This is a genomic window from Streptococcus pseudopneumoniae (genome assembly GCF_001072665.1).
Classification (GTDB): Bacteria; Bacillota; Bacilli; order Lactobacillales; family Streptococcaceae; genus Streptococcus; species Streptococcus pseudopneumoniae_S.
Genome location: NZ_JVJI01000129.1, coordinates 1 through 14,529, shown reverse-complemented (window position 1 = coordinate 14,529; position 14,529 = coordinate 1). Strand labels below are relative to the sequence as shown.

The window sequence follows — 14,529 nt, the reverse complement described above, 5'->3', positions numbered from 1 at the left end:
TTGAAGAACACGGGTTTCACCTAGATACAACTTATCAGACTTACGTTCCTGAACCTTGAAATCAATGGTTTCTTCTTCGACCACAAGTTCTGGTCTGTTAAGGACAAGATTCTTCACTTCATCTTCTGGAAGGGCGGTGCCTGGTTTCGTTCCAACCAAGACGATGCGGTCTGTCGGTGCCTCTACCACTTCATGGAATTTTTCTTCCTTACTTCCATCAGAATTAATTGCTGTAAAGATACGTTCCTTACCAACTTTTCCTTCTTGTTCTACACGAGTCTCACCTAGATAAAGTGTTGAATCTTTTTTCTCAACTGTCTTGTAGGCCAAATCGTTTTCAACAAATTCAAGTTTTGGAAGTTCCTCCTGTACAGCAGCAACTATCTTCTCAGAAACTGGTTTTTCCTTAGTCAACTGGATACGGTATTCCTTAACTTGTTTTCCACTTTCTGAAACGAGGCGAACAAGTACTGGAAGGCTGTCTTCTCCACTATCTACAACTGTTGAAGCTACTTGATTGGTTTCTTCAACTGAGACTTTTGGACGTTGACCTTTATAGGTAATTTGATAATCTTGACGATTTTCAGCGAAATCAGGAAGTTCTTTTCCATCTACAAGAATCTTCGATTGAGTACTTTCTTGAGGCAATTCACTTGGTGCAAGGAAGGTCATCTCAATCATCGCAACACCGCTCTTATCTGCTTTACGCTCCATACGCCATCTCATGGCTTTAGCTTTGACAGCTTTAAATGTTACGTTGATTTCATCACCAGCTGCAATGTCTTTATCCACACGATAAGGAACAGCTTCCCAATTTTCTGGATTGTTAAATGGATGTCCAGATTCGTAAGCTTGGTAGTTTGAATAGTAGGTTAGCACTTCAAAGTCTGGACCGACATAGCGCTCTAAAACAAGTTTAGAAGGCGCATCCGTACCACTATCTGCAAAGAAGTGAAGTTTGGCTTGCGCAACAGTCCGTTCGACAATCTTACCATTTTCACGGAAGATCACACCTGCTGATACTTCTGGATTAGAAGATGGCGTTTTAGACCAGTTTGTCCAACGACGATTTTCAGAGTGATCTCTATCATTGATATAGTCTACACGGTCATGAGAACTGTCGTCAATATCATTAGTTGCTGAAGCAAAGGCCTGGTTACTGTTTTCATCATAGTTAGGGTTATCTGAAAGAGCCTCACCAAGTTTGTCTGTCACTCTTACAGTGAACTCAGCAGTAAGATTGCTACCAAGGACACGACCTCGAACAATAAATTGACCTGCTTTTGTCAGATTTTCTGCTGGAACTTCTTCCCATTCAACTGTCAGGTCTTTTGTTTCGTAGCCGTCTTTACCTGTGAAGTAAACCGGAACCTTAGTTGGCAATTCAAGTGGTTGGTCTAGTTGCAACAAGCGAGCTTGTTTAACTGCAGCAACTGGTTTACGAGAAAGTAAGTCTTTATCCTTAGTGAAGTGCAGACGGTATTCTCCTAAGATGTCGCCATTTTCAGCTTTCGCGATGACACGAACTGGCTCACCTTCACGAACACTTGGAACGACGGTTGCGAGACCATTGTTGCTAACACTTGCTGTGACTGCGGGAACTTTTCCATCTACAGACTCAAGGTAGTAGTCTGTCAAATCAGGGTTGAAGTTTGCTAAGTCTTTGCCGTCAACTTGTATTCTTGTTTGTCCTTGTTTGGCTGCCGCAACTTGTTTCGCAAAGATTTGTACTTCTGTGATAGACGTTCCACGCTTGTTATCTGCTTTAACCATGCGAATGCGAACAGCATAGGTTTCAACTTTATCAAAGCTAAAGTGATTCATTTCTCCAGCCTTGAGTTGTTCTGGAGCTTTTAGATTAGTCACTTGTTTCCAATTAGCAGGATCATTAAAGACATGGTTTTCATTACCGACAAAGCTAGGATTCTTAGGAGCTGTTGGAACAGTCTTACCAACATAATACTCAATCACATAAGATTTCGGTGCACCGACTCCATGGTCTTCGTGGAATCCGACACTTAGATTATCAACGGAGCGTTTACTCAAGATACCTGAATCTCCGAATAGGACACCGACTGAAGCTTCTGGATTACTACGATTCCAGTTTGTCCAACGATTGGCTGGTCGGTCATTAAAGGAAATCAATTTATCGTTGACATTTGAAACAGGGTCGGTTGGATTTGAGTCTGAAGCAAAGGCAAGTGGCAATTCTGAACCGGTCCATTGGTCAGAAATGTTTGCACCTTGCTCAGTTTGAGCAGATACGCGAACATGAAGTTTAGTTGTTAATTGAGTACCTTCTAAGCGACCATTAACTGTAAAGACACCTTCCTTAGCGTATTGCTCTGGACGAATCGCATCCCATGCAACCTTAGCTGATGAAACGTGACCATTTGAATCATATGTACGAACGCTTTCTGGTAATTGCGGTGCTTCTGCGATTGGAGTTGTCACACTAACTTCTTCAACTGAAACGATACCTTCTACAGATACTTTAGCACGCGCTTCCAGGTCAGTTCCTTCAACTTTACCTAACACTTCAAAGCTTTGATAGTGGTCTAGTTTTTCTTTCGGAATAGCTTGCCAAGTGACTTTGTGAGCTTTAGGGAAACCTTTGTCATACTCAACCGTTACTGTTGACGGAAGAGTAGGTTCTTGGTGTAAATCTGTCACTACATTTACAGGACGGATGGATTGCGCAATCTTCTTCTCAGTATTGGCTTGTATAGTGAGATTGATTTGACCTGTAGCACCCTCATATTCAGCTTTCAGAGTAAGTGCTCCTGGTTTATGCAACTCAAGCATTCCTTTTCGGACTGCAACTTCCCCTTCACCACTTGTAGAGAAGCTCACCTTATCAGCTGGTAATACAGCTTGCGTTCCATCTTGATAATGAGCTCGAACCGACAAGTTGACTGTTTGGTCTTCTTTGAGACCGTCAGCTTGTTCCACTTGCAAGCTCAAGTGAGCAATTTTTGGTGCTTCTTCTAGGAATTGAATTGCATAGGTTTGAAGAGGGCCACCATCTTTAGACTGAACAAAGATGCTCGCACGCATGCCGTTTGCTGCGCTTGCTTGAAGAACTGTAACATCAGCATTTTCAGCACTTGCTATGACTTCTGGCAATTGGGCACCATAAGCAAGAGTGCGGTATTGCATTGGTTGTTGACTAGTAAGCCCTGTTACTGCCTCACCACCAACAGTAACAGTTGGCACTGCAGGTGCTGCAGCATTTCCTTCTTCTACCACAAGGGTTGCATGAATAGTTTCTCCAGCTAACTGACCAGTCATTTGAATACGTGATCCAGCTACTGAAAGTTTGGCTTTATCTGCTTCCGCAATCTCCCATCTATCTACTTCATACTCTTGTACACTTCCATCGGTTACAAGTATTGACACATATTTATCTACAGTGTTCAAGTCTGCTCCAGGCGCAATACGTTTTACAGTCGGAAGTTCTTTCGCAATTGCTAGAACCTCGACACGAGCCTCTACCTCACGTCCATTTGCTGTACCTTTAACAGTCACAACTCCTGCTTGACTAACATCGACTTGAGACCAAGTTACTGGAAGTTTTTCACGACTACCATCACTGTATACAAAACCTACTGTTTTCGGCATTTTTGGATCTTTACCGATTAATGTACGAACTCTTGCTACTTCTGTCCCCAAAACAGTCTTCTCTTGTCCTTCTTTTTTACCAGTAAAGACAGTTACTTGACTAGATTTCAAGAGATCTGAATGGGCTGTCAGTGTGAATTTACCTGCTTGTTCAGTTGATTTGACAATGGCAACACCTTTACCATTAAAGGCTTTACGAATCCAAGAACCATCTGCTTGCGCCTTATAGCGTTCACGGCTGGCTTGTTCCCCGTTATCGACACCGACAAGTTGACCTTGTCCGTGTAATTGGAAGCGAACCAGATTATTGGCAGTTGGTACTACATTCCCTTGGCTGTCAACGATTTCGTAGTAGATGTATGTCAAGTCTTTTCCATCTGCTGCGATGGCGTGGTCTTCCTTGATAAGACGAACAGCCGCTGGCTTACCAGCAGTCGTAATCTTATCTCGAGCAATTTCCTTGCCAGATTCATCACGAGCAATTGCTTCCAAGGTACCTGGTTGATAAGCAACTTTCCATTCAAGATAAAGTTCATTAGCATTAGCACCTTCTTGGTAAGTTCGTCCATCGCTAGTTTGTTTTTTGTTGAAAGTCTTAAGACCAAGAGATTTTCCATTCAAGAACAATTCTACACTTGCAGCATTAGAATAAACACGTACAGGGATTTTATTTTCCGCGTCTGCTACATTGTCTATCAACTCTTTGTTTTCCCAGTTCCAGTGAGGAAGAAGGTGAACCATTGGTTTTTTCTTTGCAGAAACCCATTGACTTTGGTAAAGATAAAAGTCATTTTTTGGAATACCTGCAGTATCTACGATACCAAAGTAAGAGCTTTTAACCGGCGTGTTGTTTTGGTTGTGCCATGGAGTTGGTTCACCGATATAGTCCGTACCTGTCCAAATGAATTGACCAGCATAGCCAGCATTATCACGGTCAAATGTCCATGAAGCAGTTGCCGTTTTACCCCAACCAACACGGTCATTTCCATAATCTGACTGTTCATAGTTACGCCATGACTGATTACTTTGTACCCACTCACGCTCTGGGTGGAAGTAACTTCCTCTTGTACGCGTTGCTGAAGATGTTTCTGATCCATAAATCAACCAGTTTGGATGCTTAGCTCTAAGGGCTTTGTAATTATCTTCAGAGTAGTTAAATCCAACAGCATCGAGTTCATCAGCAATTTTTTCATGCCCACCGCTACCATTACCGAAACGGAACTTATCTGCTCCCATGGTAACATAACGAGTCTTATCAACATCCTTGATAACTTTGACTAGACGTTTAACAGTCGCTAGAGAATGAGGATCCCCATTTGCTTCACCGATTTCATTTCCGATTGACCACATAAAAACAGCAGGATTATTTTTGTCTCTCTCTACCATAGTACGTAAATCGTAGTCGGACCATTTTTCACCTTTTTTAGCCTCGGGATGGGTAGCATCCTTTTCAAAGAAACGTCCGTAGTCATAAGGTTTCTTTCCGCCATACCAAGTATCAAAGGCCTCTTCTTGAACAAGTAAGCCAAGTTCAGCTGCAATCTGTAAAGTCTGAGGACTTGCTGGGTTGTGAGTCGTACGAATCGAATTCACTCCCATTTCCTTCATCTGTTTCAGTCTACGGTACTCAGCCTTGTAGTTTTCTTCTGCTCCAAGCGCTCCGTGGTCATGGTGCAAGGAAACTCCATGGAATTTAATGCGTTCCCCATTCAAAGAGAAGCCCTCATTTGGAGTCCAGTTATAGTAACGGTAACCAAACAGATCCTTCTTAGCATCAACTAATTGACCGTCCCGGTAAACACGTGTAACTAATTCATACAAGGCCGGTTTGTCATTTAAAACGGTCCAGAGTTTTGGTCTTTCAACTTCTAAAATCGCATCAAGACTAGTTACTTCATGTGCTTTCAAGGTACGGCTCTCTGTACGTACTAGACCTGTCACAGCCTGACCACCACGTTCAACGATTTGATATTCTGCTACAAGTTGATGGTCTTTGTCGTCTGTATTGACAATTTTGCTGGTCACATGAGTTTCAACCTTGCCATGTTGTTGTTCTTCAAGTTTTGGTGTTAAAATAGTTGTCCCATTTTTCTCAACATGAACCTTATCTGTCACTTGTAAAGTCACATCACGGTAGATACCACTTCCTGAATACCAACGGCTGCTTGGCTGCTTGTTGACCGCATGAACAGCAATTACATTCTCACGTCCATCTTTGTTCAAATAGTTAGTGATATCATATGAAAATTGGTTATAACCATTTGGATAATGACCCACTAACTGACCATTGACATAAACTTGAGAATCCATGTAGACGCCATCAAAAGTAAGGCGAACATTTTTCTTGAGGTCTTTTTCATCTAGTTTGAAAGTCTTGCGATACCAAGCTTCTCCACCGTTAAGCTGTCCACCTTCATTTTGTGCAGGAGATTCATGATCAAAATCGTTAAAGATACTCCAGTCATGCGGTAAATCTAATTTTTTCCACGTAGATACATCTGCATCCGGTTTAATGGCTTCCTTAGAATTAGCATTGAGTTTAAAGTGCCAATTTTGGTTAAAATTCACTTTTCTGTCTTCAATCATTTGGTTGACTTCTTCATTGGTCACAGCTTTAACATCTTCCTTGAGCGGTTTTTCTTGACTTGAAGCTTGTGATTCTATCTTTGGAGCTTTTTCTTCAGATTTTGAAGATGCTTTTTCCTCTTTTGGAGTCACTGCTTCATCTTCTTTCTTCTCAGATGAAATAGATTCAGTGGCACTAGGTTGTTTTTGTGCTGTACTTTCGATAACATTTTTAGTTTCCAAAGCTTGATCAACCTTTTCTTCTACTATAGGATTTTCCTCTTTAGGTTTCTCAGCAGTACGAGTAATAGGTGTTTCATCCGCATTAACTACAGATTCTCCAGCTATATTTCCTGCGAATAGAACTGCACAAGTTCCAATCATTACTGAGCAAGCTCCTACAGCAAATTTACGAATGCTATAGACTCTTTTACGATTCCAATGGCTTTTTTCCATAAAATCCTCCTTTTTAGTAATCGCTTTCATTTTTATGTAAGCGCATAACTTTTAATAGTCTTTTACCCTTATTTTATTAAATAATATAGGAATTTTCAATACTTTAGCATATGAAATAATATTTTTGATAGTTTTTTCTAAAATTTGTAGAAGAATTAAAAAACTGAATGTAGTTTTAAAAGAAAAAACACTTATTAACCTTTAAATTAAAAGAAGTAAAAAAGTCCCTTTAAAAGGAACTTCTTCTATTTATAATTAAAAGTTTCTCCTGCCAACTTATCAGCTAGCTTGGGAAAGAGAGTATAAAACTTATGGGCTAGGTTCAACAAAATCGGGAGATTAAGTTCTCGTTTGTTTTTTCCTATAATCTTGACAATCTTTTTAGCCACTGCATCTGGTTTCAACAGGAAGCGTTCAACCGACTTGAGATAGGTACCATCTGGGTCGGCTTGGTCGAAAAATCCTGTTCGGATTGGTCCTGGATTGACCGTCGTTACATAAACACCATGAGGCATGAGTTCGAGACGCAGAGCATTTGAAAAACCAATGGCCGCAAACTTGGTAGCAGAGTAGAGACTAGACTTGCCAGTAGCAATCAAACCTGCCATGCTGACGATATTGATAATATGGCCTTTTCGACTTTCCTTCATACGAGCCGCAAGGCGTCGAGATAGATTCATCAGGGCAAAGGTATTGACCTCGAACATCTGATGAATATCTTGGTCAGAAATCTGGTCAAATTCCTCAAAAATTCCGTAACCAGCGTTATTAATCAAGACATCAATCTTGCCATAACGGAGATAGAGGTCTGCTACCAGAGTTTCTAAGGCTGAATCATCGGTAATATCGATTTCAATCAATTCTGCTTGTGGATGGTTTCCGTAGAGTTGGACTAATTTTTCCTTATTTCTACCAAGCAAGATGAGTTGGTCATTTTGCAAGAGTTTGACCATTTCTTGGGCTAGGCCACCGCTAGCTCCGGTAATGAGAATAGTAGGCATACTTATCCTTTCTCAATCTTTTAGATTTCCACTTCTTCCAAATCTTTGACGACATGGACATTTTCAAAAATGCTAGCAGCATCTTTCTTGAGCTTGCTGATATCTTTTGAGAGGAAACGGGCACTGATATGGTTGAGCAAGAGGCGTTTGGCACCTGCTTCTACTGCCACCTGCGCTGCCTGCATGTTAGTAGAGTGGCCGTGGTTACGAGCAATTTTTTCATCGCCCTTGCCATAAGTGGACTCATGAACTAGGACGTCGGCATTGACAGCCAGACGCACACTAGCATTGGTTTTGCGGGTGTCACCCAGAATGGTGATAATCTTACCTGGACGTGGCGCTGAGATATAGTCAGCCGCCTTGATTTCAGTACCGTCTTCCAAAACAACATCCTGCCCGTTCTTGATTTTCCCAAAAAGTGGGCCAAATGGGACTCCAGCTGCCTTGAGCTTTTCAGCATCTAAAGTTCCTTCCAAGTCCTTTTGCATGACACGATAGCCAACGCAGAAAATAGTGTGGTCCAACTCCTCTGCATGCACAGTGAATTTATCGGTCTCAAGGATTTTCCCAAGGGAATCTTGGTCAAACTCATGGAAATGAATGCGGTAGGGCAGACGAGAACCTGACACACGAAGGCTGGTTAAGACAAATGACTTGATTCCCTGAGGTCCATAGATTTCCAAATCTGTCTGCTCTTCATTGGCCTGAAAGGCACGGCTAGAAAGGAAACCTGGCAAGCCAAAGATGTGGTCTCCATGTAGGTGGGTAATAAAGATTTTGCTGACCTTACGTGGTCGAATTGTGGTTTCCAGAATGCGATTTTGCGTACCTTCTCCACAGTCAAAGAGCCAGACTTCGTTAATCTCGTCCAAGAGTTTCAGGGCGAGACTGGAAACATTGCGGGCTTTAGAGGGCTGACCTGCCCCCGTTCCTAAAAATTGAATATCCATTCGATACTTTCTAATTAATCAATATATAACATGGCTGTGCGGTTTTCCGATCGGAAATAGCGCTTGCCAGTAAAAGCTCTAGCTTCTTGCAATAAATCCTCTTGACTGTAGGCTTTGAGACGTTTACGACCATCAGCCAAGCTTTCCAAATCAGTCAAAGCTGTGAGACTCTCCATGCTAACAACTTCCTCATCTACAACAGCCTTCATGTAAATCTTACCAGACTCTTCAAAGACCAGTTGATGGGGGAAAATTTGCGCAATTTCAAAAAGCAAGTCATCCGAAATCTTCTCTTCATTTTCAGAGAAAATCCGACCCAGACCCTCACTCTCATAACAAAAACCAAAGGATTTACCCGACAGATTAAGCCGAATAAAAGGCTTATTTTCTAGGGTGAAACTTGGCTCAGTATTGTAAAGATTCAGTTCCTGACTGAGTTCCGCAAAATAATCCGTCGCAGCCTCAGGACTTTTTTTCTGGTAGAGTTCTGCAAAATAAGCATTGACCACGCTAGGCGGAGGAGTGATCAGTGCCAACTGCTCTTGCTCTGTTTTACCAGCTAGAAGTTGATCCAGATAGACCTTATCCAGACTTGTATAGCCCCCATATTTTAGAGCCAAGGTTTTAATATCAGTCATAAAATTCCTCTAACCTCCATTTATTTTTCTCGGAAATGTAGCCTGTAATCACTTCGCCGTCTTCCTGATAATCACGTTCTTCAAGAATCGCAACACTTTCTAAATCATGAATCTTGTAGGACTTAGAAAAAGGCACGCGCAGGGTAAAAGATTCAAAAATATCCTTGATTTTCTCTAAAAATAGTGTCTGCAAGTTCTCACGACTATCCTCAGACTTGGCAGAAATGAGGGTATAAGGCGTTTGGGTCGGCGTAAAATCCTCCACCAAATCCGCTTTATTATAAAGGGTCAAGCGAGGAATATCTTCCATGTCCAGGTCTTTCATGATGGACAGGACTGTTTTTTCATGCTCCTCATGGTAAGGATTGCTGGTATCGATCACATGAACCAGAAGGTCCACATGCTTGCTTTCTTCCAAGGTTGACTTGAAACTGGACACCAACTCTGTCGGCAAATCTTGGATAAAGCCAACTGTATCTGTCAAAGTTACTTGGAGATTGCCTCCCAGATGGATACTCTTAGTCGTCGCATCCAGAGTCGCAAAGAGCTCGTCCGCTTCATACTGGGTCTTACTGGTCAAGGTGTTCATGATAGTTGACTTCCCAGCATTGGTGTAACCAATCAAACCAATCTTAAAGGTGCTGGACTCCAAACGTTTTTCTCTGACAGTCGCCCGATTTTTCTCAACCACCTTGAGCTGGCGCTCGATATCCGTGATTTGGTTGCGAACACTACGACGGTTTAACTCCAACTGGCTTTCACCAGGTCCACGGGAACCAATTCCCCCTGCCTGACGACTGAGCATAATTCCCTGACCAACCAAGCGAGGCAAGAGATATTTGAGCTGGGCTAGGTGGACTTGGAGCTTCCCTTCATGGCTTCGAGCCCGCATGGCAAAGATATCCAGAATCAACTGCATACGGTCAATGACCTTAACACCCAGAACTTCTTCTAAATTGACATTTTGCCGTGGAGTTAAACGGTTGTTGACGATGACAGTGGTGATTTCTTCTGCATCCACCATGAGCGCAATTTCTTCTAACTTACCAGATCCGACGAAGGTCTTGGAATCATATTTTTCACGTTTTTGTCTGTAGCTATCTACAACGACTGCCCCAGCTGTCTTAGCTAGACTGGCCAATTCTTCCATGGAGAGGTCAAAATTGTCCATACCCTGCAATTCCACACCAATAAGCAGGACCCGCTCCTCTTTTTTCTCCGTTTCAATCATCTAAAAACTCCTCTATCTGGCTTAAAATGCGGTCTTGCACACCAGCTTCTCCAATCTGATAAAAGGTGACCTGCATACGATTACGGAACCAGGTTAACTGACGCTTGGCAAAACGGCGGGTCGCCTGTTTGAGACTCTCACTAGCTTCCTCCAAAGTCTGCTCCCCACGAAAATACGGAAAGAATTCCTTGTAGCCAATGCCCTTGGCTGCCTGCACATCTGTATAATGGTCAAAGAGCCACTTAGCCTCATCCAAAAGCCCAGCCTCAAACATTAGATCTACTCGGCGATTGATACGCTCATAAAGCTGACTGCGCTCATCGTCCAAGCAGATAATCAGCGGTTCATATAGACTCTCTTTATTTTCCAAATCCTGACCAAAATGGGCAATTTCCAAGGCACGCATCGCACGACGACGATTAAACTGGAGAATTTCAAGACCTGCTTGCTCTACCAGATGGGCTAACTCCTCATCTGTATAAGGCTCCAAGCTAGCCCTATAGGCCAAAATTTCCTCATGGGGAGTCTCCCCACCCAGGTGGTAGCCTTCAAGTAAGCTCTGGATATAAAGCCCTGTTCCACCAGCGATAATTGCAAGCTTACCCCGACTGTCAATATCCTCAATAGCCATCTTAGCTTCTGAAACAAAATCAAAAGCTGAGTAAGACTCGGTTACCTCTCTAACATCGATTAAATGATGAGGAACAGCTGCCTGCTCTTCTGGACTAGCCTTAGCCGTTCCAATATCTAGACCTCGATAGACTTGCTGGCTATCTCCACTAACCACTTCGCCATTAAAACACTTGGCCACTTCAATGGCAAGGGCTGTTTTTCCAACAGCAGTCGGTCCAACAATCACAATTATTTTTGTTTTCATCTTTTTTCCTTGAAAAATTCCCATTTTTTCGTTACTATTATTATAACACAAAAAGGTCAGTCAGAAAAATGTGACCTCTTGAGGAGGCTGGCTGATTGAGAATATAAAGGAGGAAGACTCATGGCTAAAGGATTCGCTAAAGGTCTTGTAACAGGTGTCGCAGGAACTGTCGCTGCAGTTGCAGGTGCAGTATACGCATTTAAAAAGAAAGTGATTGAACCAGAAGAGCAAAAAGCAGCTTTCATCGAAGAAAACCGTAAAAAAGCAGCTCGTCGCCGCGTATCACGTTAAGAAACAAAAGAAGTTGGGATTATTCTCAACTTCTTTTTTCTATTCTTTTAAATAGCTAGATCAAACTTCAACTGCGGCTTGACAGGGTCATAATCCACCAACTCAAAATCTTCCGCTTTGATATCAAAGAAGTTGGTTTTATCTGGCACATTTAAAACCAAACGTGGTTGGCAGTTTGACGGCTCACGTCGAAGCAATTCCTCAGCTTGTTCAAATTGATTGTCATAGATATGGAGGTTGTTGATAAAGTAGAAGAACTTCCCAACCTTCCAGCCGAAATGCTTGGCAATCATCATTTGAAGAGCCACATACTGCATAGCATTGATGTGGTGGGCCACTAGCATATCATTCGAACGCTGAGTCAAGGTCGCATCCAGATAGATTTCTCCGTCTACACGGCGGACATCAAACATGGTCTGAAAGGCACATGGGAGGAGGCCGTCCGTCTCATCAAAAGCTTGGTAATCCCAGAGAGAGATAATGTTGCGACGGTTCCAAGGATTGGCTTCCAACTGCTTGAGAAGCTTATTGATGATATCGTGTTTCTTAACGACCGCCCCGTAACGCTCACCAATAGTTCCCGTATTTCCCACTTCCCAGTCATTCCAGTAGTGAACATTGTACTTGTCATTAAGCACGTCTAGGCTATTTGACTGGTCTTGGTAAATCCAGAGAACTTCTTTGATGGCGGATTTGATGGCAATGGGACGCAAGGTTGTAATGGGGAATTCCCCCTTTGCCAAGTCATACTCGGCAAAGGCACCGGTTATGTACTTGGAGTTAGCCACGGTTCCATCCTTGTACTTAGGACGAGCCTGCTCAGAAAAGACACCGTCTTTGAGGATTCGTTCAATATTTTCTTTAAAAATCGTATCTGCTTTTGTCATTTCGTTTCACCTCATTCATTGTCCTAACTAGTATAGCATAAAAAAAGAAAGGAGGAAAATCACTCGCTTCTGGAAAGCAATTTTCTCCTTTTTTATCTTATTGCAATACAAGTGATGCTGCTCCGATAACTCCAGCGTCATTTCCTAGAGTTGCAAGAGCCAATTTAGTTGTTGTGCGTACTTGTGGGAAGGTATTTTCGTCGTAAACTTTTTGAACACCTTGTAGAAGGAATTCTCCTGCAGCTGACACCCCACCACCGATGACGATGGTTGATGGGTTTAGGATTGATCCGATGTTAGCACAAGCGATTCCCAAGTAACGTGAGAAGTTACGGTAAACGATCAAAGCAAGGTCGTCTCCTTCTTTTGCAAGGTCAAAGACTGTCTTAGCAGTTACTTCTTCTCCGTTATCAATCAAGCGTTTCAAGGCTGCATCGCCTTCGTATTCATCGGCATAGCGACGAGTCAAGTTGACAATCCCTGTTGCTGAAGCAACTGTCTCAAGGCAACCTTTCTTACCGCAAGTACATGCGATTGGTTGGTCAAAGTCAACAGTAATGTGGCCAAGCTCACCTGCCGCACCAGCAACACCGTGAAGCAATTTGCCTTCTGCGACGATACCGCCACCAACACCTGTACCAAGTGTCATAAAGACAACGTCTGGTTGGTTATCTCCAGCACCCATCCAGCGCTCACCAAGAGCAGCTACGTTGGCATCATTATCGATGAAGAAAGGAATGCCCAAGGCTTTTTCAATCTTTTCTTTGATTGGTTGAAGGGTTTTCCAGTTGAGGTTGTAGGCACCAATAACAGTCCCTTTTTCACGGTCAACCACACCTGGTGATCCCATTCCAATTCCTTGGAAGTCCGCTGCTGCTAATCCAAGCAAGTCCAAGCGATGTTGAATAGACTCAATCATATCATCTACGATATGACTTCCCTCATCCAAAATGTTGGTCTTGATAGACCATTTTTCTTGGATCTCTCCTGCTGTTGTCAAGATTGCAAATTTGATAGAAGTTCCACCAAGGTCAATCCCAATAATCTTTTGACTCATCTTTTCTCCTTTATATCTTTTCATTAATGGAAATGCTTACAGGAATAGTATAACAAAAATTTTCGATCAATGCAAAGGTTTGCATTATATTAGTGACAAATTTTAGTTAAGATAGTCGCCACCATCAAATCCGTAGTATTCTTCAAGTGTCAAACCACTTGCTGCAATTTCCTTGGCTTCTTTTCCAACATAGCGTAAATGCCATTCTTCGTGCATATAGCCAGTTACACTTTCTTTTCCTTTAAGGTAACGAACAACAAATCCATAGTCTGCTGCATGATCCAATAACCATTGAGCCGCACCAGCATCTTCAACTAAGTTCCCATCTGTCCCAATTACATCAAATGCAAGTCCTGTTTGGTGTTCACTATAGCCAGGTCTAGCTGAATAACGATCAGCCGCAGCCTGACCTTCTTTATTTACGTAGCTTTGATATAATTGTGCTTGAGTTCCATAACTTCTAAATCTACTATAGTTATTGCCGATAGCATAGCCTTCTTTTTGCATCTGTGCAATCAGTTTTAAAAAGGCAGCTTTAGCAGTTGGGTTTTCACCTGGATTGTAGTCTTTAGACAAAGGATAGTGTTTATTTACAACAAGAATCTCATCGTACTTCCCTTGAACGCTATAATATAAGCCTTTATTAGTTACTTTGGAATTCGAATTCGAATTTGAATTTGATTTCCACAAACCTGAGCCATCTACATAATAACGCCCACCATCTACCCATTCATTGACAGCCATTTTACCATTTGATTTAAGATAGTATGAGCCTTGCCATGCATTACGAGCATATGAACCATCTGATTTCAAATAGTACCAGGCTTGATAGGATGTATCATAAACCCATTCACTCTGAGCCATTTTACCATTCGATTTAAGATAGTATGAGCCTTGCCATGCATTACGAGCATACGAACCATCTGATTTCAAATAGTACCAGGCTTGATAGGAT

At 42.3% G+C, this 14,529-nt stretch carries 10 protein-coding genes; 1 reads left to right on the top strand and 9 read right to left on the bottom strand.

What is annotated here, in order from left to right; translation table 11 throughout:
• The 6 genes from bgaA to miaA all read right to left on the bottom strand — a co-directional run.
• A partial coding sequence (gene bgaA / locus ADH52_RS09355) for an LPXTG-anchored adhesin/beta-galactosidase BgaA (RefSeq protein ID WP_049511024.1) occupies positions 1-6,642 on the bottom strand: 6,642 nt, incomplete at its 3' end.
• A gap of 245 nt (positions 6,643-6,887) precedes the next feature.
• Positions 6,888-7,643 carry an SDR family NAD(P)-dependent oxidoreductase gene (locus tag ADH52_RS09350; RefSeq protein WP_049511023.1) on the bottom strand — a complete coding sequence of 252 codons (756 nt, stop codon included), beginning with the start codon at positions 7,641-7,643 and terminating at the stop codon, positions 6,888-6,890.
• A gap of 20 nt (positions 7,644-7,663) precedes the next feature.
• Positions 7,664-8,593, bottom strand: a complete 930-nt coding sequence (gene rnz / locus ADH52_RS09345) for a ribonuclease Z (RefSeq protein WP_000354330.1) — start codon at positions 8,591-8,593, stop codon at positions 7,664-7,666.
• A 14-nt stretch (positions 8,594-8,607) separates the two neighbouring features.
• Positions 8,608-9,231, bottom strand: coding sequence for a cystathionine beta-lyase (locus ADH52_RS09340; protein WP_000129696.1), 624 nt, complete (start codon positions 9,229-9,231; stop codon positions 8,608-8,610).
• On the bottom strand, positions 9,224-10,462 hold the full coding sequence (hflX, locus tag ADH52_RS09335) for a GTPase HflX (RefSeq protein WP_000573171.1): 1,239 nt from the start codon (positions 10,460-10,462) through the stop codon (positions 9,224-9,226). Before hflX ends, ADH52_RS09340 begins: the two co-directional genes overlap by 8 nt.
• Positions 10,455-11,339, bottom strand: a complete 885-nt coding sequence (miaA, locus tag ADH52_RS09330) for a tRNA (adenosine(37)-N6)-dimethylallyltransferase MiaA (protein ID WP_049511022.1) — start codon at positions 11,337-11,339, stop codon at positions 10,455-10,457. Before miaA ends, hflX begins: the two co-directional genes overlap by 8 nt.
• Positions 11,340-11,459: 120 nt before the next feature.
• Between miaA and ADH52_RS09325 the strand changes: the two genes are divergently transcribed.
• Positions 11,460-11,630 carry a DUF3042 family protein gene (locus tag ADH52_RS09325; protein WP_001051780.1) on the top strand — a complete coding sequence of 57 codons (171 nt, stop codon included), beginning with the start codon at positions 11,460-11,462 and terminating at the stop codon, positions 11,628-11,630.
• A gap of 47 nt (positions 11,631-11,677) precedes the next feature.
• Here the strand turns inward: ADH52_RS09325 and ADH52_RS09320 are convergent, their stop codons facing one another.
• The 3 genes from ADH52_RS09320 to ldcB all read right to left on the bottom strand — a co-directional run bounded on the left by ADH52_RS09320 (position 11,678) and on the right by ldcB (position 14,387).
• Positions 11,678-12,517, bottom strand: a complete 840-nt coding sequence (locus ADH52_RS09320) for a thymidylate synthase (protein ID WP_049486766.1) — start codon at positions 12,515-12,517, stop codon at positions 11,678-11,680.
• A gap of 97 nt (positions 12,518-12,614) precedes the next feature.
• Positions 12,615-13,574 (bottom strand): ROK family glucokinase, encoded by a 960-nt coding sequence (locus ADH52_RS09315; RefSeq protein ID WP_020902451.1) that lies wholly within the window; start codon positions 13,572-13,574, stop codon positions 12,615-12,617.
• Positions 13,575-13,676: 102 nt separating this feature from the next.
• Positions 13,677-14,387: an LD-carboxypeptidase LdcB/DacB gene (gene ldcB / locus ADH52_RS09310; protein WP_275043172.1), complete on the bottom strand. Its 711-nt coding sequence runs from the start codon at positions 14,385-14,387 to the stop codon at positions 13,677-13,679.
• Positions 14,388-14,529 lie beyond the last annotated feature (142 nt).